Here is a 24,138-nt window from a genome sequence, read left to right on the forward strand (position 1 = left end):
TGTCAGTCTGTAGAGCGACCATAAGACCAGAACAGAGTAAATCTGTTAAGGCAGGTGCGAAAAATCCTTCGGGAAAGAAGCAGAAACCTAAATCGTGAGGTTTGGGAATCGCCGTCCGTTTTACGGCGGCGAGGATGTCAACTTGATCCTTCTCCCATTCTCGCTTTATCCATGGGAGACTACCCTTTAATTATCACCCCAAAATATAGTGCCAGTGTTTGTTTCCCCAGCAGATACCGGCATCTGTCCCCTTTTGTCGATTAAATTTGTTAGATTTTGGAGGAGAAATGTTAACTTATTTTAAAATTTATGTTGAGCAGCACTGCTACCTATCCCATCGGGGGAACAGATATCGATCGCTTTGATTGTCGTCAAGTTTGGTATCCTATCTACTACGTCAAAGATTTAGACAAAAAGCAGCCCCAACGCTTTACCCTACTAGAAGAGGATTTAGTGATTTGGTGGGACAAAAATCAGCAAGAATGGCGAGTTTTCGAGGATAAATGTCCCCATCGTCTCGCTCCTCTCTCAGAAGGTCGTCTTAACGAAAGCGGACATCTAGAATGTCCCTATCACGGTTGGTCTTTTTCCGGAGGAGGAAACTGTGAATTTATTCCCCAACAACCGGAAAACAGTCAAGCTAACACCTCTCGACGCGCTTGTGTGCGGTCTTTTCCCACGGCTATCCGTCAGGGATTATTATTCGTTTATGCGGGTAATCCCGAAAATGCTCCCCTGACTGCGATTCCAATTATTGAACCCATGGAGGAGGATGCTGATGCTTGGATTTGTTTGGATACCTTTCGAGATCTACCCTACTCGGCCGTCACTTTAATCGAAAATATTATCGATTCTAGTCATGTTCCCTATACCCATCATCTCACCATCGGTAATCGGGCCAATGCCGCTCCTATGGAGTTAGAAATTATCGAGTCCAATCGTCAGGGATTTAAGGGAATTTGGCCCGAAGGACCGCGTAAAGGTAAATTAGGTCAGCAATACAGCAATTTTATCGCCCCCGGATTCATTTACCACGATCTCACCTCGGAAAAGTTCGGACGGACTTTAACAGCAGTCTATGCAACCCCCATCCGTCAGGGAGAATGTCGTCTCTTTGCTCGTTTTCCCTTTAAATTTAACTCTAAACTGCCGAAATTCTTCATTAAGCTTACCCCCACTTGGTATTCCCACATCAATCAAAACGCTATTCTTGAAGATGATCAGATTTTTCTCTACTATCAAGAGCGTTATCTGCAAGCTCAGGGGGATAGTCGGAATTTTAGTCAAGCTTGTTATCTCCCTACCAAAGCGGATTTATTAGTGTTTGAGTATCGCAATTGGGTTAATCAATACCAAGCTGATCCTTTCGCCGGTCAACCTTTTCCCCCCCTACAATCAAAAGAGATTCTCCTCGAACGCTATCACTCCCATACCAAAAATTGTGCTGTTTGTCAAGGGGCTTTAAAAAATATTAATCGTCTGCGGGGGTTAACATTAGCGATCGCTATTGTTCTTGGTCTATCTCTACCACTTTTAGCCCTAATTTTCGGTCAATCGGCCCTCCTTCCCGTGACAGTGCTGACAGCATTAACTGTAATTATGGTGGGAGCTTATTGGCGCTTGGGAGAACTGAAAAAACAGTTTTATCAAGGACGGGAATTATTGCCGAGAAATACCGGTAAAAAGCGATAAAGCTGCCGAAAAAGAGCGGAAGTTAGGGAACCTGTTGCTCATTATCGACTTTGGGGGTTTGGTTTTGGAGAGATTGCTGAAGTTCTTGCCAGCGAGTTTCTGCCAGTTGTTTTTGTGTTTGCACTTCTCGGTCATTGGAACGATAACGAAGTGATTCTTGATAAGCTTGAATCGCTCGCTCGTATTGACCGAGTTTAAACCAACTATTGCCTAAACTTTTCCAGGTTTCGGGGTTATCTTTTTGTCTTTGAATCGCCTGTTGATAGGCGGTTATGGCTTGGGAATAGTCGCCTAAACGATAGCAAGCGTTACCGATACCGATAAAAACTTCGGCTTTTTGGGAAGAAATGCGGCGAGCTTTTTCGTAGGATGCGATCGCTTCTTGAAATCTTTCCATTTGATGAAGTAATGCTCCTTGATTTAACCAAGCTTGATAATAATTAGAATTGGCTTTAGTTGCTTGCGTAAATGCCTGGAAAGCTTCTGACTTGCGGCCTAATTTTTGCAGAATAATCCCTTGACTATAGTGAGCTTGGGAAAATTGAGGATTAAATTGTCCAGCTTTGCTATAACTTTCTAAAGCATCATTAACTTTATTTAATTGATACAAACTATTACCTTTTTGATACCAAATTAAGGCATTATCCGATTCGAGCGCTAGAGCCTGATCATAGGCTTTAACTGCCCCTTCATAATCCTCAATATTTTGTAATGACCAGCCTTTTTTGTACCATGTTTTGGCATCATTTTGCTGAAAAGTTAACAATTTGTCAAGAGCTTTTTGGGCGGCGGAATATTGTTGCAGTTCTAGATAGATATCGGCTTTACCTTGCCAAGCTTGACTAGCGGCAGGATTAAAAGATAAGACCCGCTCAAAACTTTCCAAAGCCTCCTGATTTTTGCCTAATTTATCTAAAGCTTGCCCGCGACCGAGCCAAGCTTGCCAAGCGGAATCTGGGTTAATTTGAATAGCTTTTTCGTAGGTATTTAAAGCTTCCGAGTATCTTTTTAAAGCTAATAAAGCATCAGCTTTTCCTTGCAATGCCTCAAGATAATCGGGATTAATTTTTAAGGCTTGACCATAGGAATTAAGGGCATCAGTATAGCGTTTGAGTTGATAAAAAGTCTGACCTTGTTGATAGTAATCAAGAGAATTACGAGAATTTTGCCAATACTTAAAACCCAGATAAGCACCAGCTATTAAGCCAATTGTCCCAGAGACAAACAAGATTTTTGTTAGCCAAGATTTCCCTTGACGAGCAACCTGACCTTGAGGTTTCACCCCATAGGTAGTTTTCGGAGCGAGATGATAAATTTTACCTAATTTTCTCAGATCAATTAATGCTTCACTGACACTGGTATAACGCTGACGAAAATCATAGCGGATCATGCGCTCGATAACATAACTAAACTCGGCGCTAGTCATGGCCAAATGTTGCCAGAGAATTTCCCCCGTGCGAGCATCCAGTGGAATATCTTCGGTATCTTTACCAGTTAAAGCTTGTAATCCAATAATACCAGTGGCATAGATATCGCTACTAAAACGCGGATAACCTTGGGCCTGTTCACTGGGGAAATAACCCGGGGTACCAATAGCGATGGTAGAAACGGTTTTACCTTCTTTAACCACTTGAGTGCTAACTTGTTTGACAGCACCAAAATCAATTAAAACCAATTGATGATCTTGGCTGCGACGAATAAGATTGAAGGGATTAACATCGCGATGGATCACCTGTTTGTGATGGACAAATTCGAGAATTGAGAGAATTTCTGTTAATAAAGCCACCACTTTCCCTTCATCTTGCCTATAGACACCGGCAATAATTTCTCTGGCTAAATCTTCCCCTTCAATGTATTCTTGCACGAGGAAAAATTGCCCATTTTCCTCAAAATAAGCAAATAAACGGGGAATATGGCGATGACTGCCCAATTCTTGCAGGATTTTCGCCTCGGTTTCAAAGAGTCGTCTAGCGATGGCTACAGTTTCGGCATCCTGGCACTGGGGTTTAAATTGTTTGATCACACAACGATTTTGATTGGGTAACTGGCGATCGCAGGCTAAGAAAGTTTGTCCGAATCCCCCTTTTCCCAATTGACGGATAATTTGGTAGCGATGACTAAGGATGTTTCCGGCAGCGAGTTCCATAGACGATGGCAATCCGAGGTTTTTTACTATTCTAGGCTTTTCGGCTCTCTTTTGCGGTCGATGGACAAAATGCGGAAACTTTCCCCACTCCACTTTTTTCCCTATAGAGAGAGAAAAAATTCCCTGTTGAGGGGACTGACATGACAGACAGAAAAAAATAATCTAGAAACAGAGAAAGTTCACTGTTGTTTTTTGAGAGGATAACCGCTATGTCTATGAATCCTGTTACTAGAGCCAGTACAGCTTTACTGATTACCCTGCTCATGGGGTCGATGTCCGGTACTTTTCCCGTCCTCGCTCAAAGTAATATTAATCGGCCACGTCTCATCGCTCAACAAATCTCGATTCCGGTGGGAACAGTTATCCCTTTGAATTACGAGAAAGCCGATAAAATTTTAGTTTCTAAAAGTGATGTTATTCCTCTGACTTTAACCGTAGCCAGAGATATTCGTAACCGCAATGGGATTGTGGTGATTGCAGCGGGAAGTGAAGTCAAGGGTACTTTAGAAGCAGCCGGCCGAGGTGTGCGGTTTATTGCCGATGAAATTCGCCTTGATGGGGGCAATCGCACCATTCCCCTCAATGCCACTTCGCGATTAATTACTACCACTGAAACCCTGCGTAAAGGGGCAAAAACTCAAGATATCTTAGGGGGAACCCTCGCCGGTGCGGGGGCAGCCACAGCGATCGCTGCTCTTACGGGCGATCGCAAGAGCGAAGTTCTCGATGTCTTAGCGGGGGCAGCCGTGGGAACCCTTGCAGGATGGGGCTTACCGGCGGCGGGAATTGTCGGTGGTAGTTCCGTGCAGTTATACTCTGTTAACCCCGATCGAGATTTAAATATTACCCTGCAATCGCCCCTAGTGATCAGAGATTAGTGAACGGCAAACCATGACCAAATCCGTCTGCTGGCGGATTTGGTGTCAACCATCGATTTAATCGGAGCGATCGATTTGTTAGATTTTTAATAGTCCGTCTGTCAACCAATAGACAGAAACAGTCAAAACATCAGAATCAGAGATCAAAGTATGAAACTTCCTACAGGGTTACGGCGAACTATTACCCACGCTTTGGCAACTTTTCTGGGAATTATGCTCGGTTTTAGCAGTTTAGCGGCGGTAAATGCTCAAAATCTGCCCAGCGCTGCCGCCGATCTGGCCAGAATTCCCCCGGAGATGACGGCGGAAAGTTTTGTCGCTAAGGCAGTGGCGCGCACGGGTGCGGCAGTAGTGCGAATTGACACCGAAGCGATCATTACTCGTCCCAATAGCCCCTTTTTTGATGATCCTTTTTTTCAGGAGTTTTTTGGAGAACAGTTTCGTCTTCCCACCCAGCAGCGAGTTGCTGGCCAGGGATCGGGTTTTATTATCGATGGCAGTGGTTTAATCTTAACTAATGCCCATGTGGTCGATAATGCCGATAAGGTAACGGTAACTTTAAAAGATGGTCGTAGCTTCAAAGGAGAAGTACGCGGTACTGATGAGATCACTGATTTAGCCGTAGTGAAAATTAATCCCCAAGGGGAAAATTTACCTGTAGCCGTCCTCGGCAATTCCTCATCCATACAAGTGGGGGACTGGGCGATCGCAGTAGGCAATCCCGTCGGTCTAGATAATACGGTAACTTTAGGAATTATTAGCACGATCGGGCGCTCGGCAGCTAAGGCTGGTATTCCCGATAAACGCATTGATTTTATCCAAACCGATGCCGCTATTAACCCGGGTAATTCCGGCGGTCCTTTACTCAACGCCCAAGGAGAAGTCATCGGCATCAATACGGCGATTCGTGCCGATGCCATGGGCATCGGTTTTGCCATTCCCATCGACCGGGCCAAGCAGTTACAAGCAACCCTAGAAGCAGGTCAAAAGGTGGCCCATCCCTATATCGGTGTGCAGATGGTTAATCTAACTCCCGATTTAGCCCGGGCTAATAATCAAAACCCCAATTCTCCCCTGATTGTGCCGGAAGTGTCGGGAATTTTGGTGGTGAAAGTCCTACCCAATACCCCCGCCGAAAAAGCCGGGATCCGTCGCGGGGATGTGATTGTTAAAGCTAATAATCAACCGGTTAGCGATGGCGGTGAGTTACAGGAAATGGTGGAAAAAACCGGCATCGGTCAATCTTTACCCCTAAGAATCAGAAGGGGGGAAAGGGCGATCGATCTCACCGTAATCACCGCCCAAATGTCAAATCAGTAATCGGCGGTCAGTGATCAGTTATCAGATGTGAGTTTTCATGCCTTGATTGAGCAGCGACGAAAATCTTTTCAGGACTCGTAGCGCCGATAAAGCCGCTGCAACTTGTCATAGAAACGCTTGCGGACTTTTTCCGGGGAGATCAGCAAGCAATCTTCTCCGTAGGGAAGAATCTCGCGGAAAAACCAGAAGCTACTCGTTACCTGTCGGGTAATCTGCCGGACGAGGGGATCGTTCGAGATCAATTCGTTGGCGATATCGATAGCGGTTTTAGTCCGGTACGATCGAGCTAATCCATCGAATAGCTGAAACTCGGCCGACACACTATCAAGCTGATTGCGCCATTTGCCCCTAGGGATCGGGGTAATTAAGGAATCGTTGGGGATTCGATCGATCCGTAAACTCCAATTATGCTGTAGTTCGGAAATATCTTGATTTCCCTCGGTTTCCTCGCACCAACAATCGAGATATAAGCGATCCTCGTGACGATTGATAGCGGCATGGTAAAGATGGAATTCCCAGATTCGATCGCCGGCATCCTGATAGGATAACTGAAACGGTTGTTGTCGGAGAATACAGCGATCGAGTTCCCACCGCCATGGCGGGGGAGGATTATCGAGGCGGCCTTCTAGCTCTTTCCGTAAGGGGCCTGACAGTTCGCTCCGTTCTAATAGTAGTTTAGTTAGTTCTAGGGCGATGGGGATTTGCCCGGCATCGATGAGAGAATCGATCGCCTGTTGGAGCATCTGCAAGCGAGCGGGCTTCCAGTCGTGATTAGGAGCGATTTTAAGCTTATTACGGGCAATTTCTTTGATTAACTTCGATATATTCGGTTTATCTCCCCAAAATAGCCCAAATTCACTGGCAAGGATTTCTAGGGACTGTTTTTCTTTTTCACTGACCGATAAAGTGATTGATTGTCCTATCCGGCTCATAGTTTATAAGTGTACGGACACTTTTTCTGTTAAGGTACTTGTCCATCCCTATTATCGTGGTTATTATGGAAGATAGCAAGAATTTACGGACAGAAATTCATGGTAAATTATCAAGTAACGCTCAGGCCAGTCTATTCCTGTCCCGCAGACGAGATACCGGACGGGATCAAGGTTCCGCAAGGATGGCGGTTATCGTGGCATCAGGTGGAGACGTGGAAAGCACTAAATGATCCCGATATCGATGTGATTTTCAATACGGCCATGACAGGGGACGGGAAAAGTCTAGCGGCCTACCTGCGAACTTTGCAAGGATATTTCCCGATTATGGGACTCTACCCAACCAACGAACTGGCGCGGGATCAGCGGGGTCAGATCGAGGCATATATTCAACGATTTCAACCAACGGATCAACCCCGGGTCAATCTTTTAACCGGGCCCGAGTTGGAATTGTACGCCGAACGGGATGGGAAAACGAAAGCGATCGCTCTAGAGACTCGATCGAAACAGTCGGAAATTCTCTTAACTAACCCCGATATTTTCCATTATCTGCATCGGGGGGCCTATTTAACCCCCTACGATAACCCCGATCAGCTATGGAACCGGATCGATAAACATTTCGATCTCTTCCTATTCGATGAATTTCACGTTTTCGGCACGCCACAGGTCGCCAGTATTATCAATACCATGCTTCTAATCCGACGGGCCAATCGTGGGAAACGATACCTGTTTTTGTCCGCAACTCCCGACGAGGGTTTACTAAAACGATTGGATAAAGCGGGGTTTCGCTATCGATCGATCGACCCAGTAAGAGAAGGAAAATACCGGTTTCCCGATACCCCAGAAGAGGCCAATTCCCTCGCTCAACAGGGATGGCGACAAGTAACCTCGGAAATCGAGCTATCTTTTATTCCCTTACCGTCGAGTTTTCAAACTTCGGAAAATTGGTTGAAAGAAAATAAAGAGCGAATTTTAGACTATTTTAAGCGATACCCCGGCAGCAAGGGCGCGATTATTCTCAATTCGATCGCTTCGGTTAAACGTCTGCTGCCGATTTTCCGAGAATTATTGGCGACTATCGGTTTAACAGTGGGGGAAAATACGGGTCTTTCGGGAACGCGGGAGAAGTTGGCATCTTTAAATCGTGATCTGGTGATCGGAACGAGTACCATCGATGTGGGGGTGGACTTCAAGATTAATTTTCTCATTTTTGAGTCGTCGGATGCGGGAAATTTTATTCAACGTTTCGGCCGTTTAGGCCGTCACAGCGGCTACGATCGAAAGGGAACGGCGGTAAAATTTACTAACTTCACAGCGATCGCTCTGGTTCCGAAATTTTTCCTAGAACGGTTATTCGAGAAGAAAGACGCGCCGTTACAAGTTGGGGAACGGTATGACCGAATTCAGCTACAGGAGGCCATCAAGAGTAACTACCGTCATATCAATAATTTCGAGGGTTATTACCAACGTTGGGGAGCGGTACAATCATTTCAACTCTGGTGGAATTTAGGGAGTCCGAAGATCAAATCCCAATACGGGGAAAGTCGCCAGAAGTTTCAACAGGAATGCGAGGAGGTTTTCGATACCAGTTTAAAACGGGTCGCCGGTCGGGTGAAAGGATGGGCCGACGAATGGAAGGAGTTATCGGGGAAAAGCGGTAATCCGATTTTCGAGGATGCGTCTAGTTTTCGCGGGTCGAGTCCGTTACTATGCGGGTTATACGATTCGACGGAACCAGAGGAGGGCGATCGCTTTAAAACCTACGATTTACCCAGTATTCTCGGTAATCTAGAGGTGGAGGTGTGGAGAAAAGGCGAGTTTAAGCGCCAGATCGAGGCCACGAAAACACCGATCGCGCGCAGACGTTTCGATTATTGTCTTGCGTTTCTGAATTTAAAGGGATATCGAGAGGAACGGTTAAACTGGCGCTTTACCTACGACGGCGATTTAGGCGAGATCGCCTCCGCGTGGAAAGTGCAGGTTTTGACGGGAATCGGTGTTTGGCAACCGGATAATCCTTGGCTCGATCGAATTAGTCGGGAGTTACGGTATCTGGCTCTGGTTAGCTTCGTTCTTGCCTATCCCGTCGCTGCAGTTCGCCAACGCTTACAATTACCGATGCACTTTGGTATCTATCCGATTAGTGACGAGAGTAGTATTCATTCTCCCGTGTCTCCCTATTCTATAGCGATCGGTCAATCGGCTTTGTTGTTGGATACTCTCGCTCATCGGTTCAAAGGTCAAGGGGGTGAGGTGTGGATCTGTTGACACGGAACAATTGAGTGTTTTAGCTTCAAAGGATGAAAAGAGTAAGATGGAATCAAGAAAAAAACGAGCAGTTACAACGAGAGCGGTATCTATCTTTCGAGATGGTAGAGGAAGCTATCTATCGAGGAGAGGTATTGGACGATAAAGTTCATCCCAATCGAGCGCGTTACCCGAATCAAAGAATTCTCATTGTCAAGCTGAATGATTATGCCTACGAAGTTCCTTACGTCGTCAACGAATCGGAAATTTTTCTAAAAACGATCATTCCATCTCGAAAAGCTACGAAAAAGTACCTTAAAAAAGGTGATTCAACATGAAAACCAACGATACAAGCTCTTTTGATGCTTCACTCGATCCAGCTACCTTACACGCTCGGAGAACCGATATCAGTAACCTCGATCCGGAGGAACGAGAGCTACTAGAATCTTACGAGCGAGGGGAGTGGGTTTCGGATTTTAGCCCGGAACGATTGCAAGAGTTACAATCATATGTTCGAGAAACGTGGAAGTTACGCGACCAAGAAGAAGGCACACTTCAAAAACTGCTCGCTATTCTTAGTGACGGTCAGTGGCACTCTGCGGATGAACTAGCTTCTAAAGTAGGCTCCCGCTTTGGTCAGACAATTTTCGAGATGCGCCGAAAGGGATATTCAATAGAAAAACAAGAGATCGCTCGCGAGCGATTTGAATATAGAATAGCTTCGACCTAAAAGCGATATTTCAAGTACAAATCGCTTAAGGCAACGTTTTTAGGCGATCCCTAATAGGGATTAAAGCTTGCTCTGAATGAAAAAGCTTACGGCAGTAAGTTTAGACTTATTCATTTCAATCCCTGATAGGGATTCGGGATGGAGAACTAGAGCGGCTTTTCAGTGATTCCCGATCCTTATGATACCAGTCTCCCGTTGAATAAGTCTACGCTTAGTGATCGTTGAATAAGTCTACAACTTATTTCCTAGAAAATTGATCGCTGTGCTATCGCGCTCGCTAAACTTAAGATGTTGAATTCGCTGATACAAAGGAGGTGATCATGTTGAAGCGCGCGACTAACCTTCAAAAACTGCTGGCAGTCCTCGCGGACGGTCGATGGCACCCCGCGGACGAACTTGCGTTTAAAGTGAGTTTTCGTTTCGGGCATACCGTTTTCGTGGCTCGCCGGAAAGGTTATTCTATCGAGATCCGAAAGATAGCTCACAACACATTCGAGTACAGGCTGACCTCAGCCTAGCAGACGCGATAACCGAGGCGATTATCCCTCTAGTCGTGATAATCTCTCGACCCGCTCCTTGCAAGAGTAGGGAAGCATCCTCACTAAGTAGCTTGCGACATTAAGTTTAGGCGTATGTACTCTCAAACCCCCAAAGATAAATCTATGGCTGGTTTAGCGACTGACGGGAACCTTGAATAATCGTCTTATCGTAAGGCAAGCACGGCTTCAAGCTTCGTTCAAACGAACTTGCCTTCTTTAAGAATTATATTTTTCAAGGTTCCCCTGCCCCGAACTCCTGTGATTGCAGTTACGGAAAACCTCGCTTCCCTCTCTTTTCTCAATAAACATAGGTAAGAAAAGATATGACTGACCTAGCGGATAAAATCACACCGCTCGCCGAACAGCTACCGAATTTACAAATGTTAATTCTCTTCGGTTCTAGAGCGCGTGGAGAGCATAAACCTGATAGCGATTGGGATTTCGCTGTTTTATACGAGGAAAGAAGCGCTCAAAAGGATATTTCGAGTCTATTGAAAATTTATACACTACTCGAACAAGCTTTAGAGATTCCCGAGGACAAAATTGATGTGATTGATTTAAAAGAATGTTCGCCGATCCTTGCTCATTATGTCGCGCGAGATGGTCAACTTCTATACGAACGGGAAACGGGACTATTCGAGGGATTTAAAGAAAAATTTCTCATGAATCCTGAAGAATCGAAAGCGTTATACCGTCAATTACGGAATAATCTGGAGATTTCTCTACGAGAAAAAGGAGTGTAAATGCTATTCAACCTCTGATTGCGATAGACGAATTAAACCTCATGAATCAATACCTCGCCGAACTTAGCGAGTACGGTTCGATCACCTTAGAGGATTATCGTACATTAAGAGAACGTCAATTAGCCATAGAAAGGTTAATTCAGCTTATCGTTCAAACTGGCATCGATATCAATTACCAGATTTTAAAATGTTTAGATATCGAGTCTCCGAATAATGCTCGCGACGCATTATTTCAGATCGTAGAACTGGGAATCTTAGAAGAACACCTAGCCGTTCAACTGGCCGAGTCTATTAAATTAAGGAACTTACTCGTACACCTATACAAGAAAATTGATCCCGATATCATTCATTCCTCGATCGCTAATATTTTACGAGATTATCCTCGCTACCAACGCTCGATCGTTCAATATCTAGATTCCTTGGAGGCAGAAAATGGTTAAAAATACGAAAGAATTGAAAATTATCAATACAGTCAATAGAATAACCACGACTGTGGAAAAAATACCGAATTTAAAACTATTAATCCTCTTCGGTTCCAGAGCGTGCGGAGAGCATAGACCTGATAGCGATTGGGATTTGGCAATTTCATACGATGAAACAAACAGACAAACACATATTAAGGAAATCAGTAATGATTACTTAACTTCTCTCTCTATCTTGAGTGAATTGTTTGAGATAAACCGTGATTTGATCGATCTAATTGAACTCGATCGCTGTTCTCCATTAATGAAGTATCAAGTCGCACGAGATGGAAAACTTATCTATGAAAAAAATACGGGAGACTTTTTAAAATTTCGTGTACGCGCTTGGAAAGAGTACGCCGATACCGCTAAATTCCGAAAGATTCAAAAAGACAGTATCGATCTTTGGCTCAAACAATGGGGAGTTTAAACGATGGAAAGGGAGATAGTCACCGTTAGAATTCGTTTGATGATCAAATATCTTAATCGATTACGGGGGGGCGAAATCATCAGGAATGCGAAATCGTTTAGTGCATCAATACGAGGCGATCGATAATGAACTTGTTTTTAAGGCGATTCCGAGCGCTTTATCTCAATTTCCGCTTTATCTCAAACAAATTACCGACTATTTAGGGTTTGCTGAATAAAGCTAAAAACCTTGTTGGGTAAGACTTTTAGACCTTTTGTCAATTAAAAAGTACTGGATATGGGAGTGATCGGGGGGAAATTTAGGCACTTTTTCCCTGAAAATTAGGTAATTGGCCACCTCAAAACTGGTAAAACCCCACACCCCACACCCCACACCCCACACCCTGCCCCTTTGTAATAATTTAAGAGTCACTGATAATTGCTGATTGTCGATATTTCTGCAAATGTGAGATGCACCCTTTTTTAAGCTACAAGAAGACCCAGAGAATAGGGGGGCTAAAGTGTTGAAAGTATCGCCAATATTTAAAACTAAACTTTTTTCTGTCCGGTTATCCCATAAGAGTTAAGGATAAACACAAAGGCATAAAGAACACAAACAGAAAGACAGATTCGATTTACTTAGGGCTGGCTGAATAAATGTGAAATGTAGTCCTGTAGGGGCGAAGCATTCGGATAGAAAATCTACGGTTTCACCGATAGGTTATTGCCCGAATGCTTCGCCCCTACTTTTTGCCGCAGACCACTAGGTAGGGTTTGCTGAATAAATCTAAAAACCTTGTTGGATAAGACTTTTGGACTTTTTTCCCCTCAAAAAGTGCCAGCCATTGCGGGGATCGGGGGAAAATTCAGGTACTTTTTCCCTGAAAATTAGGTAGTTGACCACCTGAAAATCGGTAAAACCCCACACCCCACACCCCACACCCCACACCCTGCCCCTAGGAAAAGCTTTTTGCCGCAAACCCTAGGTAGGGTTTGCGGCAAAAAGTTTGTTGGTGGGGTTAGGAGTCGGTCGTCAGTAGCCGGTCGTCAGTAGCCGGTCGTTTCAGGCTTTGTTGCCCTCTCTTTTTGTACTAACTTATGTACTGAAAGGAGGATAATGCCAGGTTTTTGGGGGTCCCAATCCGATTTTCGCAGCACTAACATCGGATTTTAACAGGTCAAAAGCCTTATTTTCAAAGGGTTTTACCATTATTCAGCAAACCCTAAATAAATATTTTTCTTTTCTGTCTCCCCTTTTCGATTAGACTGGTAATTGAGAATAATTAGCATTTATTTTAGCGATCGCAAGTCTTAGACAGTTTCAAAACCGTTGACTGAGGCTGACAGTAGTGCAGTTATCACCCTTTGGCTACTGAAGTAAACTCGATGAGCTATCAAGGAATTATTGTCACTCTTGAATGAAAGACCTTCTTTGCCTTTGGAGATAAGAAAAGCATGGACGATAAAATTAGACCTAATGACCCAGAAGAACCGGAAAAATCGCCAAATAAAGCCCAATTTTCTCCTTGGGGTGGTAAAGAGGCAGCCTCAGAACGTACTAACTCCATGGGTACTGAGCTAACAGCCACCTATCCCCTCGCACAAGTGGAAATGGGAAAAACCGTCTGGTTAGCGGGATTTCAGGGGACAGGAGGAATCAATCGACTCCTAGGTATGGGATTAAACCCCGGCATTCAATTACAGGTAATTAGCTCCCAACCGAGGGGGTCAGTTTTAATTGGCATTCAAGACAATCGTATCGGTATCGGGGCGGAAATGGCCGAAAAAATCCTCGTTAGTGACAGTCAACCGAAAAAACTGGAACCCAAAAAAGATCTACCTGAAGTAAGAACATTTCTGCGGGAGATGCCCATAGGAAAAGTGGGTAAAGTCGTCGGTTATGACCGAGCATTACGAGGATACAAAGGAAAATTGTTATCAATGGGATTAACTCCGGGGACAGAGTTTACCGTCATTCGCGTCGCACCTTTGGGGGATCCCGTCGAGATTCGAGTGCGGGGATTTCATCTCAGTCTGCGAAAACAGGAGGCAGACACTTTAATCGTCGAAGAAATAGACCCAGAAAGCTAAATTTAATCATCTAAGCCTATTCGTCACTCAATATCCTAAATTATGGTCAAACCCATTATCGCCTTAATTGGCAATCCTAACTGTGGCAAAACTACCCTTTTTAATGCTCTCACAGGGGCCAATCAACGCACCGGCAACTGGCCGGGAGTAACAGTCGATCGCAAAGAGGGAAGATTTCAAGTTAACGGGGAAGATATCACCCTTGTGGATTTACCCGGAGTCTATTCCCTCGATGTAGAAGAAGGGGAGACAGGAATGGATGAATTAGTCGCTAGGGACTATCTGCTGTCAGGAGAAGCGGATTTAGTGATTAATATCGTCGATGCTGCCAATTTAGAGCGCAATCTCTACCTGACTACCCAAATCATGGAGATGCGTTTACCGATGTTGATTGCCCTGAATATGATGGATGTGGCCAAAACTAGGGGTATTGTGGTTAATCCGCAACTCTTAAGCGATCGCATGGATGCAATTGTCGTGGCGATTAGTGCGGTTAAAGGGGAGGGAATCGGAGAATTAAAGCAAAAAATTGGGGAATTAGTCAGTAATATTAGCCATACTGCCGCTTATGTCGCTTATCCTGCGGTAATTGAGGAAGCTCTGAACGAGATTGTTGCCTACATTAACGACCATAGCAGTAAAAGGATCGTTGAGCCAAGATGGACTGCTTTAAATCTACTGCAATACGAGGATCGCGTCGCCCCAGAATTGCGCTCCCAGGAACTATTAAGCATTATCGTCAAGCATAGACGACAAATACACCAAGTTTTAGGGGAAGACCTTGATATTTTAATTGCTGATACTCGTTATGGCTTTATTCAACAAGTTACCCAGGGAGCCACTCAACGGACTGGACAGATAAATGATACCATGTCTGATCGCCTCGATCGGATTGTTCTCGATCGCTGGTTGGGAATTCCGATATTTTTGGGCGTAATGTACCTAATGTTCTTGTTTACCATCAATGTTAGTGCTGCCTTTATCGATTTCTTCGATTTAACTGCCCAGACTATCTTTGTCGATGGTTTGTCCCAAGTTTTACAAAAAATCCATACCCCGGGTTGGCTAATTGCTCTGCTCGCTGATGGGGCGGGGGGAGGTGTGCAAACCGTCGCCACTTTTATCCCCGTAATTGGCTTTATGTTCCTCTTTTTGTCAATTTTAGAGGATTCTGGCTATATGGCCCGGGCAGCCTTCGTCATGGACCGATTGATGCGTTTGGTGGGATTGCCGGGTAAATCCTTTGTCCCCATGCTAGTGGGATTTGGTTGCAGTGTACCGGCAATTATGGCCACCAGAACCCTAGAAAATTCTCGCGATCGTTTAATGACGATTATGATGAACCCTTTTATGTCCTGTGGGGCCAGATTACCTGTTTATGCCCTATTTGCGGCGGCTTTTTTCCCCATAGGTGGTCAAAACATCGTTTTTGGTCTTTATATCTTAGGAATTCTCGCCGCTATTTTGACAGGATTGGTGATGAAAAAAACCCTACTCAAGGGAGAAGTCAGTCACTTTATTATGGAATTGCCTCCCTATCATCTACCGCGTCTAAAAGGGGTTTTAATTCGCACTTGGGAACGTCTGCAAGCGTTTTTGTGGAAAGCTGGACGAGTTATCGTTTTAATGGTGATGATTTTGGGACTACTCAACTCCGTCAGTTTTGATGGTTCTTTTGGTAATCAAGACAGCGAGCGATCGGTTTTAAGTGCTACCAGTAAAGCTGTAACTCCTATTTTCTCACCCATGGGACTAGAACCGGAAAATTGGCCGGCAACGGTGGGAATTTTTACGGGAGTTTTTGCCAAAGAAGCGATGGTAGGCACATTAAACTCAATTTACAGCCAACTAGCAGGGGAAGATAACCCGAATAAGGGGGCAGCGGCGGAAAAATTCGACTTTTGGCGGCAAATTCAGCGAGCTATTGCCACTATTCCCGCCAATTTAGCGCAATTACCCAATCAATTACTTGATCCCTTGGGTTTAAATATTGGTGATCTGCAAGATCAAAAAACGGCTGCCGAGAAGCAAGAAGTAGATTTAGGAATCTTTGGGGCAATGGCGAAAAGATTTGATGGTCAAGCGGGTGCTTTTGCCTATCTATTGTTTGTTCTGCTCTATTTTCCCTGTGTTTCGGCCACATCGGCAGTATATCGCGAAACTAATGCCGGTTGGACTGCTTTTATTGCCCTCTGGACCACAGGAATGGCCTATATTGTTGCCACTTCCTTCTATCAAATCGCTACTTTTTCTCGACATCCGGGATTTTCTCTCTTTTGGATAGTCTTGATGGGTTTAACCGTAGTCGGGGTTTTATTCACCTTAAAAAATCTCCGTCCCCGAAAAATCAACCGTCCGGCAATTTAAAAGTAGGGTGGGTTAGGCGACAAAAAGCTAGGCAACTAACTAATTATTTAGATTCGCCGTAACCCACCGCAATCAAGCAACTTTTCTCGATTTTTTTCGCTTATAAACCATGATTTTAACCGATATACAGGCTTATCTTGCCAAAAATAAGAAAGCATCTCTGTCTGACTTATCTACACACTTTCGGATGTCAGCGGATGCCTTAAGTCCCATGCTCGATCGCTTGCTGAAAAAAGGGCGAATTCGCCTGATTTCCCTAGAAAAATGCGGAGGATGCAGCCGTTGTTCCCCAGAATCTATGGCTTTTTACGAATGGATTGAGGGCAATTCCACAGGGACAAACAGATAAAAGTTTAATAATATAGAAGTTATCTCACCATTAAGATAACTGCTATATTATCAGTCGCTTTCAACGGAGATAGTTAATTTCTGGCGAAGAACCAAAGTCACTCAACCGCAGAACCTCAAGGTTGTATAATCTTTAAGAGTTATTAAGCTTTGTATCAGTTTGCCCAGCAGCATTTAATGAATATACTTTTGGTGACATCATCTTTAGGTTTACTCCTAGCGATCGCTATCGTCGTCTATTTTGTTTCCTCTCGCAAGTACCAATCGTCGGACTCGGTGGCCAACTCCTACGACCAATGGACCGAAGACGGGATTTTAGAATATTATTGGGGCGAACACATCCATTTAGGTCACTACGGTTCCCCACCAGAAAAAAAAGACTTTCTAGCGGCAAAAGCCGACTTTGTGGCGGAAATGGTCTCTTGGGGAGGTTTGGATAAACTACCCGCCGATGCAACTCTCCTCGATGTCGGTTGTGGTATTGGTGGCAGCAGTCGCATTCTGGCCCGCGACTACGGATTTACCGTTACCGGTGTCACCATTAGTCCCAAACAAGTGGCACGGGCCAAAGAACTAACACCCCCAGATTTAAATGCTCGCTTTTTGGTCGATGATGCCATGGACCTTTCTTTTCCCGACGAGAGTTTTGATGTGGTCTGGTCAATCGAAGCCGGTCCCCATATGCCGGACAAAGCCGTTTTTGCTCAGGAATTACTGCGAGTTCTCAAGCCAGGGGGAGTCTTGGTGGTAGCGGACTGGAATCAGCGAGATGACCGTCAAAAACCGCTTAATTTCTGGGAACGTCCCGTAATGCGCCAACTTTTGGATCAGTGGTCTCACCCCGCTTTTGCCAGCATCGAAGGTTTTGCCGAACAGTTAGCAGCCACGGGATTGGTAGATGGGGAAGTGATGACTGCTGACTGGACAAAGGCCACTCTACCCTCTTGGATTGATACCATTTGGCAGGGGGTGATTCGTCCCCAAGGTTGGTGGCAATTTGGTCTAACTGGGTTGCTTAAATCTGTCCGAGAAGTGCCGACAATTCTGCTGATGCGTTTGGCCTTTGGCACGGGTTTATGTCGTTTTGGGATGTTCCGCGCTGTTCGCGCTCAATCCCATCTGCAAGTAAGTCAGCAAGAGTCTCTTACCTCAGTTATCTAGCTGGTTATAAGCTAAAACGCACTTAAACCACCTAAAATAGAAATAGTAATTTTAGAAAAATCCTACTTATGCCAGCCAAAGATTTCCTAGACTTAGAAGAAAAGAAAAACTTACAAAAAGCTCTTAAAGAAGAAGAAAGAGCAGAGGTTAGGGAAAGAATTTTAATGTTTCTCTTGCTAAACGACGGAAAAACTCAACGAGAAATAGCTGACTTTATTGGCTGTTCACTCAAAACGGTCGCCCATTGGTGTGTTCACGGCGATCCTAACAATTTAGAAAGTCTAGAAGATGGGAGAAAAAATGGAAATCATAAAAAAGCCACAGAGGAATATATTAATTTACTATTAAAAATAGTTGATGAAGACCCGAAGGAATTTGGATATGAATTCGGGAGATGGACAGCGGCAAGATTAGCAGAGCATCTAGAAAAGGAAACAGGAATTAAACTGAGTGGCTCGCAAGTGAGAAGAATATTGAGAAGAAAAAAGTATGTGTATATCTGGGCGAAATATAGTCTAGAAGATAAGCAAGACAAGAAATTAAGAAAAGCATTTAAAGAAAAATTAGATGAATATTTAAGGTTGGCTAAAGAAAAGCCAGAGTCAATCCAGGTATGGTTTTGGGATGAGTGTGGATTTAGTTTGAGAGTAATAAGAAGGAGAGCTTGGACAAAAAAAGGAAAGCGAAAAAAAGTGAATGGACAAAGAAAAAGAGGAAGGGTGAATGTGATGGGAGCCTTAAGATATAATGACAAAAAACGAGTCTGTTTTATGATCAAAAAAGGAAATTCAGAAACTTTCCATGAACAATTAAAGAAACTTCATGAAGAGATTCGTCAAGAATGGATAAACTTGGGAAATCTGCCCGAAGATTTTCGAGAAAAAGGACCGAAAATTATCATCATATTAGACAATGCTAGTTATCACAAAAAGAAAGATGTTATTGAGCAGGTGGAAAAAGAGTTGCCCAATATTAGGCTAGAGTTTTTACCAGCTTATAGTCCAGATTACAACCTAATAGAATTAGTGTGGCATTCCGCTAAAGAGTACATAGCTAATCGAGAATTTGAAAATAAAGAAGAACTGGAAAAAGTAGTCAATCAGCTTTTAAATGAAGGGGGATTGATTATTAAATGGAGTAGAAAACTTAAAAATAAGGGTAATGCTGTCAATGTAACTTAAATGCGTAAAAGCTTAGGAGGCGGCCGGCAGGAGGCAGAAGATTATTTTTATTGATTCTCCCCACACCCCACACCCCACACCCCACACCCCACACCCCACACCCAACTTCCCCACTTCCCCACTTCCCCACACCCCACACCCCACACCCCACACCCCACACCCCAAAAAAACAACCCGCGGCAGTTAACCGCGAGTTATTTTTGGCTAAAATCGGATAATTACTGAACGGTAATCGTTCCGACCATACCGGCGCCGCGATGGGGTTCGCAGTAGTAGGTGTAAGTACCCGGTTCGCTGAAAGTGCTTTCAAAGGACTCACCGGCGGAAAAAGCCAGACCTTTATGGGATAATTTGCTGGCTTGGGCTTCGGGAACCTTGGCGCTATCGAAAACTATGTTATGGGGAGAAAGTTTGTTATTGACCCATTTCACCGTATCTCCTGCTTTAATAGTGAGGGCGGGGGGATCAAATTGTAGTGTACCCGCATCACCGCCCATCTTCACCGTGAAGGTTTCCGCAGCAGCGGAGGCAGTGTTGAAGAAGAAGCTAGAGACGACTAGCGCCACGGTAGCGAACAATAAACCTAATTTTTTCATGCTTGTTAATCCTTTACACGAGGGAAGATGACAAGTTTGACAGCCTGTCTTTTGACAAAAAAGTAAAAGTTTGCTTTTAACTGTCCCATTGATTAATTCTACACCAAGTTTGACAGCTTGTCTTTTGACAAGAAAACCGGTTTTTTCTGACCATGGTTGGGGAATTTCTTAAGAAATAGAGGAGAACCAATCGTGAAAAGACTATTAATTTCCCTGTGCTTGCTCTTGGCTGTGGTTACATTCGGTATGGCTCGTCCCGCTTTAGCTGATGGGGCTTCGATTTTCAGTGCTAACTGCGCTTCCTGCCACATGGGCGGTAAAAACGTGGTTAATGCCGCTAAAACCCTGAAAAAAGAAGATTTAGTTAAATATGGCAAAGATTCCGTTGAAGCTATCGTTACCCAAGTTACCAAAGGTATGGGGGCGATGCCGGCTTTCGGTGGTCGTCTCAGCGCTGAAGATATCGAAGCTGTAGCTAACTATGTCCTCGCTCAAGCGGAAAAAGGCTGGTAAAAATTAGTTATCGGTGGCGAGTTATCGGTTATCAGTCTGGTAAGAATTGTAGCGATCGAAATTCTTGGGTCAATTGCTGGCTTAAAATAGCTAATGGTTCATCTCGGGACAAGGTTGTGAAATTGCGATCGTTTTTCTATCTTTTAGGTGCGACGGTAATCATTCTCCTAGGAGTCGCTACAGCCAGTTTTGCTTGGATTCTCGCCGATAGTCCTCTGTCTTTGCTCAAAGGTGGGGTGTTGCGGGAACCGGCGGCGGCGATTTTTGTGCCGAAACAGGCCCCGGTTATGGTATCCTTGTTGGTCAATCCCGAACGTTTAGAGTCTTTTGGTCAATTAATCGCTACACCGGCTAATCGACGACGTTCCCACCAACAAATTAAGGATTTAGAAAAAACTCTGCTCGGTAAAACGGGATTAAATTATCAAAAGGAAATCAAACCTTGGTTAGGGGAAGAAATTACCCTCGCTGTTACTTCCCTAGATTTCGATCGCGATACCGATAATGGTATCCAACCGGGTTATCTTTTGGCAATTCAAAGTAAAGATGGTGAACGCGCTAAGGAATTTCTGCAAGCTTCCTACTCAAAACAGGCGGTTTCGGGCAAATTTGACCTCGTTTTTGAACTCTACAAGGGAGTTAACCTCATTTATCAACGTCCCTTGACCGCAGGAGATAATAATCGTTTTCTCGCTAGTGCCGTGGTGGGTGATACGGTGCTTTTTGCCAATAATATCAAGGTTTTGCGCGAGGCACTTAATAACGTGCAAGTACCGGATTTAAACCTAAAAAATAGCCCTGATTACCGAGAAGCCCTCAAAAATATCACCGAACCGCGTATAGCTATCGTTTACGGCAATTTACCTCCTTTATCGGCTTGGATCGCTAATCAACCCGTCCCGGAGAGTCCCGAAGCAAAACAACGATTAGCCACGGCTTTTACCCTCAAATCCGGGGGAATAGTCGCTCAAACCGCCTTAATTGGAGTCTTAGGACAGGATGACCAAGCACCAATTTTATCTAGTCCCGTGGGAGCATTATCTTTTATCGGCGAAAATAGCCTTTTAGTCGCCGCTAGTCGGGATTTAAATCGGTTTTGGACTCAGGTAGAGGAGGGGTTAGAAGCAGATAGTCCCCTACAGGAATTAATAACACAGGTCTTAAACCGCTTCCAGTCGCCTTTAGGTTTAAATTTGCCTGAAGACGTTTTTAGCTGGGTTAGAGGCGAATATAGTCTCGCTCTCGTGCCTAGTTCAAAGGGGATGGAACCCGATAGTGTTTTTGTAGGGGAACGGATGATGGGAGTAGAGGTGGACAGTGCGATCGAGCATTTGGATGAGTTGGCCCGCAGTCGCGGCTATAATGTGGTTAATCTGCCTTTACTCGATCGAACGGTGACAGCTTGGACAAAGTTAACCACGGCGGTCCCGGGAGGAAAAGCGCAACTAGAGACGATCGTGACGGGAGTGCATACTAGGGTCGATAATTATGAAATTATCGCTAGTTCTGTGGAAGCGATGGGTTTAGCTTTATCTGCACAGAAAAACCCCATCTTAGGTAGTGGTAAGTTTCGACAGGCAATTACTGCTTTACCCGCAGAAAATGATGGTTATTTTTACGTCGATTGGCGACAATTGCAACCGGTAATCGAGGCAAAATTCCCGATCGTGCGGGTGTTAGAATTATCGATTAAGCCTTTATTTAATAATCTGCGTTCTCTTACTATTAGCAGCCAAGGTAGCGAAAATTCTGTGCGTCGGGGAACGATTTTCTTTAACTTGGGAGTGAAGTCTTAATCAGTTATCAGTTATCAGTTATCAGATAGAAGCTTGTAGGTTGGGTTGAGCGATTTAATACTTAGGAGAAAACTGCTCGATTCAATGGTTTGAGCGAAACCCAACATTCTTGACGACATTGGTGTGGTTGGGTTTCCCTCAAGCGTCGCTAATATTTGACAGACAAGAGTTATTATTGCTCAAGTCAACCTACGGTTAGTATGTTAAAGTGCATAACAAGTATGGAAAAGCCAAATTATTTTGGATGAGCTTGCAAAATTCGCTTTACTGTTTAAACCATGACTACTATCACAATTGTTCCAGAATTTGCAGGAAAAACCTTGACATATAAAGCAATTTGTGGCAACCAAGAAACAAGTGGTTTGACTCCAGGTCAAGCACTGGATCTTATGGAAACAAGTTTAATTGCTGAAGGTGAAAATATGGGTGAGACATTAGTGATTTTACAGCGTTTCCGTCCTGATAATTTATTCAGCAAACAGCAACAAGAACGTTTACAAGAACTGATGGAAGAATTTCATCAATCTCTAGCTTCTGAGACTGATTTTTCTGCGATAAAACAGCAAGAATTAACAGCTTTAATTGAGGAAGAATTACAAGCAAGTATTCAAAGAGGGAAAAGAATCATCAAACAGATTCAAGATAATGATTAATTTATAATCAAGAGCAAAAGGTAACAAGCATCTCTTTTCAAGGGAACAAAAATTAAAATTTTTCTGATTTCAACTGATTTAAAGCTATCGACTTCAGGTAGTAATTACTGACAACTTATGACTGATAACTGATAACTGAAATGACCCATCCCCAATATACTCTCGTTGCGAAAAGGGCAAAACATAGATGTGAATATTGTCATGCACCAGAGATTATTTTTAATCTTGCTTTTGAAGTAGATCACATTGTTCCCCTCTCTAAAAAAGGGGAAGATAAACCAGAAAATTTAGCTCTATCATGTCGTATTTGCAATCTTCATAAATTAGCTCGTATTGAGGGAATTGATCCAGTGACAGAAAAAGTATTTCGCTTATTTAATCCTCGTATAGACAAATGGGAAGAACATTTTCTTGTCGATAATAAAACTTTTGAAATCGCAGGAAAAACGCCAATAGGTAGAGTAACAGTAGAAGTATTAAGCATCAACTCTACTTTACAAATTAGTGCCAGAAAAATATGGTATATTCTAGGTGTTTTTCCTTGAAAAGTTAAGCTAAATAAACCAGAAAAAATATGATAAAACCACTTTTAAAAGTAGCACAGATACAAACTTAAAACAACCCTCTCATTACTTTTTGCTCGGTTTCCTTCTTAATCTTGAGAATCGCAATATCAACTGATTCTTGTAGATAATCGAGATTTGCTTGAGTTAGCGTGTAGTGGACTGTTTCAGCTAAAATAGGGCAATAGATTTCGGCTTAAAGTCTTAGATTATAGAATTTATGGCATTTTTCTAATACACCAAATTAACTGAAACAGTCCACTAGTATGGTGTATCAGTATACCATCGTCCTGCTTCTTCTCTTTTGTTTTGTTCGCTCATCAGTTCTATTATTCTTAGTTCGTCATCTTTTCTCCGTTTTTCATTTGCTTTTCTTCTTTCTTCTTCATTCTCTTTTATACGCTGTTCAGCCACTTGTTTAAACTGAGGAAATATAGTTGCAAGTTTTTTAAGTTCCCCCTGTCGATACTGATCTGATGAAACAAGTTGAGAAACATACTTATCAAATACATCTTTAAACTCAGGCAAAGTAGCAACAAACTCTTTTAACCTGTCTATTGTATTATCACCAAAACCGAGACTTTCAGGCTTCGTGGAAATCCACCGACCAATCACAAACCGAAAATCTGGGTACTTATCTAGGGTCTGCTGAATAAATCTAAAAACCTTGTTGGATAAGACTTTTGGACTTTTTTCCCCTCAAAAAGTGCCAGCCATTGCGGGGATCGGGGGAAAATTCAGGTACTTTTTCCCTGAAAATTAGGTAGTTGACCACC

General features: G+C 43.7%; 24 protein-coding genes and 1 pseudogene. 20 read left to right on the forward strand and 5 right to left on the reverse strand.

Annotation, left to right across the window (positions count from 1 at the left end):
- Positions 1 to 309 precede the first annotated feature (309 nt).
- The gene (locus tag O9300_RS03000; protein WP_287969965.1) at positions 310 to 1,692 is read left to right on the forward strand and encodes an aromatic ring-hydroxylating dioxygenase subunit alpha; all 1,383 of its coding nucleotides are present in this window, start codon (positions 310 to 312) and stop codon (positions 1,690 to 1,692) included.
- 22 nt (positions 1,693 to 1,714) lie between these two features.
- Here the strand turns inward: O9300_RS03000 and O9300_RS03005 are convergent, their stop codons facing one another.
- On the reverse strand, positions 1,715 to 3,838 hold the full coding sequence (locus O9300_RS03005; protein ID WP_287969967.1) for a serine/threonine-protein kinase: 2,124 nt from the start codon (positions 3,836 to 3,838) through the stop codon (positions 1,715 to 1,717).
- A gap of 209 nt (positions 3,839 to 4,047) precedes the next feature.
- Between O9300_RS03005 and O9300_RS03010 the strand changes: the two genes are divergently transcribed.
- Positions 4,048 to 4,716, forward strand: coding sequence for a hypothetical protein (locus O9300_RS03010; protein WP_287969968.1), 669 nt, complete (start codon positions 4,048 to 4,050; stop codon positions 4,714 to 4,716).
- A gap of 150 nt (positions 4,717 to 4,866) precedes the next feature.
- Positions 4,867 to 6,036, forward strand: a complete 1,170-nt coding sequence (locus O9300_RS03015) for an HhoA/HhoB/HtrA family serine endopeptidase (RefSeq protein ID WP_287969969.1) — start codon at positions 4,867 to 4,869, stop codon at positions 6,034 to 6,036.
- A gap of 68 nt (positions 6,037 to 6,104) precedes the next feature.
- On the opposite strand, the gene O9300_RS03020 is transcribed toward O9300_RS03015, so the two are convergent.
- Positions 6,105 to 6,968: a WYL domain-containing protein gene (locus tag O9300_RS03020; RefSeq protein WP_287969970.1), complete on the reverse strand. Its 864-nt coding sequence runs from the start codon at positions 6,966 to 6,968 to the stop codon at positions 6,105 to 6,107.
- Between the two features lie 99 nt (positions 6,969 to 7,067).
- Between O9300_RS03020 and cas3 the strand changes: the two genes are divergently transcribed.
- The 7 genes from cas3 (at position 7,068) to O9300_RS03055 (ending at position 12,332) form a co-directional block, all read left to right on the forward strand.
- Entirely contained in the window at positions 7,068 to 9,233 is a 2,166-nt protein-coding gene (gene cas3 / locus O9300_RS03025; protein WP_287969972.1) for a type I-D CRISPR-associated helicase Cas3', read from the forward strand.
- Between the two features lie 32 nt (positions 9,234 to 9,265).
- Entirely contained in the window at positions 9,266 to 9,550 is a 285-nt protein-coding gene (locus O9300_RS03030) for a BrnT family toxin (RefSeq protein WP_272081673.1), read from the forward strand.
- Positions 9,547 to 9,942 carry a hypothetical protein gene (locus O9300_RS03035; protein WP_272081674.1) on the forward strand — a complete coding sequence of 132 codons (396 nt, stop codon included), beginning with the start codon at positions 9,547 to 9,549 and terminating at the stop codon, positions 9,940 to 9,942. Before O9300_RS03030 ends, O9300_RS03035 begins: the two co-directional genes overlap by 4 nt.
- Before the next feature lie 862 nt (positions 9,943 to 10,804).
- Positions 10,805 to 11,224, forward strand: coding sequence for a type VII toxin-antitoxin system MntA family adenylyltransferase antitoxin (gene mntA / locus O9300_RS03040; RefSeq protein ID WP_287969974.1), 420 nt, complete (start codon positions 10,805 to 10,807; stop codon positions 11,222 to 11,224).
- Between the two features lie 41 nt (positions 11,225 to 11,265).
- Positions 11,266 to 11,664 carry a type VII toxin-antitoxin system HepT family RNase toxin gene (hepT, locus tag O9300_RS03045; protein WP_287969975.1) on the forward strand — a complete coding sequence of 133 codons (399 nt, stop codon included), beginning with the start codon at positions 11,266 to 11,268 and terminating at the stop codon, positions 11,662 to 11,664.
- Positions 11,657 to 12,115, forward strand: coding sequence for a type VII toxin-antitoxin system MntA family adenylyltransferase antitoxin (gene mntA / locus O9300_RS03050; protein WP_287969977.1), 459 nt, complete (start codon positions 11,657 to 11,659; stop codon positions 12,113 to 12,115). The genes hepT and mntA (O9300_RS03050) overlap by 8 nt, the downstream gene beginning before the upstream one ends.
- 85 nt (positions 12,116 to 12,200) lie before the next feature.
- Entirely contained in the window at positions 12,201 to 12,332 is a 132-nt protein-coding gene (locus O9300_RS03055) for a HepT-like ribonuclease domain-containing protein (protein WP_287969978.1), read from the forward strand.
- 504 nt (positions 12,333 to 12,836) lie between these two features.
- Here the strand turns inward: O9300_RS03055 and O9300_RS19400 are convergent.
- Positions 12,837 to 13,042, reverse strand: a pseudogene (locus O9300_RS19400) (hypothetical protein).
- Positions 13,043 to 13,548: 506 nt separating this feature from the next.
- On the opposite strand from O9300_RS19400, the gene O9300_RS03060 reads away from it, so the two are divergent.
- The 6 genes from O9300_RS03060 (at position 13,549) to O9300_RS03085 (ending at position 19,459) form a co-directional block, all read left to right on the forward strand.
- A complete protein-coding gene (locus O9300_RS03060) occupies positions 13,549 to 14,184 on the forward strand; it encodes a FeoA family protein (protein WP_287969979.1) in 636 nt (211 codons plus the stop codon).
- Positions 14,185 to 14,226: 42 nt separating this feature from the next.
- Positions 14,227 to 16,551, forward strand: a complete 2,325-nt coding sequence (gene feoB, locus O9300_RS03065) for a Fe(2+) transporter permease subunit FeoB (RefSeq protein ID WP_287969981.1) — start codon at positions 14,227 to 14,229, stop codon at positions 16,549 to 16,551.
- 109 nt (positions 16,552 to 16,660) lie between these two features.
- The gene (locus tag O9300_RS03070) at positions 16,661 to 16,900 is read left to right on the forward strand and encodes a FeoC-like transcriptional regulator (protein ID WP_287969983.1); all 240 of its coding nucleotides are present in this window, start codon (positions 16,661 to 16,663) and stop codon (positions 16,898 to 16,900) included.
- Between the two features lie 176 nt (positions 16,901 to 17,076).
- Positions 17,077 to 18,060, forward strand: a complete 984-nt coding sequence (locus tag O9300_RS03075) for a methyltransferase domain-containing protein (protein ID WP_287969991.1) — start codon at positions 17,077 to 17,079, stop codon at positions 18,058 to 18,060.
- A 68-nt stretch (positions 18,061 to 18,128) separates the two neighbouring features.
- Positions 18,129 to 19,241 (forward strand): IS630 family transposase, encoded by a 1,113-nt coding sequence (locus tag O9300_RS03080; RefSeq protein ID WP_052275585.1) that lies wholly within the window; start codon positions 18,129 to 18,131, stop codon positions 19,239 to 19,241.
- A 50-nt stretch (positions 19,242 to 19,291) separates the two neighbouring features.
- Complete coding sequence (locus O9300_RS03085; RefSeq protein WP_287969985.1) at positions 19,292 to 19,459, forward strand: hypothetical protein; 168 nt, start codon at positions 19,292 to 19,294, stop codon at positions 19,457 to 19,459.
- Here O9300_RS03085 and petE read toward each other — a convergent pair whose 3' ends face one another.
- Entirely contained in the window at positions 19,460 to 19,837 is a 378-nt protein-coding gene (gene petE / locus O9300_RS03090; protein WP_002800865.1) for a plastocyanin, read from the reverse strand.
- A 192-nt stretch (positions 19,838 to 20,029) separates the two neighbouring features.
- Here petE and petJ point away from each other — a divergent pair, with 192 nt between their 5' ends.
- The 4 genes from petJ to O9300_RS03110 all read left to right on the forward strand — a co-directional run bounded on the left by petJ (position 20,030) and on the right by O9300_RS03110 (position 23,344).
- The gene (gene petJ, locus O9300_RS03095; RefSeq protein ID WP_002732729.1) at positions 20,030 to 20,350 is read left to right on the forward strand and encodes a cytochrome c6 PetJ; all 321 of its coding nucleotides are present in this window, start codon (positions 20,030 to 20,032) and stop codon (positions 20,348 to 20,350) included.
- Between the two features lie 116 nt (positions 20,351 to 20,466).
- On the forward strand, positions 20,467 to 22,146 hold the full coding sequence (locus O9300_RS03100; RefSeq protein WP_287969987.1) for a DUF3352 domain-containing protein: 1,680 nt from the start codon (positions 20,467 to 20,469) through the stop codon (positions 22,144 to 22,146).
- Positions 22,147 to 22,424: 278 nt separating this feature from the next.
- Positions 22,425 to 22,799, forward strand: coding sequence for a hypothetical protein (locus O9300_RS03105; protein ID WP_002796338.1), 375 nt, complete (start codon positions 22,425 to 22,427; stop codon positions 22,797 to 22,799).
- Positions 22,800 to 22,939: 140 nt separating this feature from the next.
- Positions 22,940 to 23,344: an HNH endonuclease gene (locus O9300_RS03110; protein ID WP_002796341.1), complete on the forward strand. Its 405-nt coding sequence runs from the start codon at positions 22,940 to 22,942 to the stop codon at positions 23,342 to 23,344.
- A 279-nt stretch (positions 23,345 to 23,623) separates the two neighbouring features.
- On the opposite strand, the gene O9300_RS03115 is transcribed toward O9300_RS03110, so the two are convergent.
- Positions 23,624 to 23,977: a hypothetical protein gene (locus O9300_RS03115; RefSeq protein ID WP_287969989.1), complete on the reverse strand. Its 354-nt coding sequence runs from the start codon at positions 23,975 to 23,977 to the stop codon at positions 23,624 to 23,626.
- Positions 23,978 to 24,138 lie beyond the last annotated feature (161 nt).

Source organism: Microcystis sp. LE19-195.1E (genome assembly GCF_027532095.1).
GTDB classification, from domain to species: Bacteria; Cyanobacteriota; Cyanobacteriia; order Cyanobacteriales; family Microcystaceae; genus Microcystis; species Microcystis aeruginosa.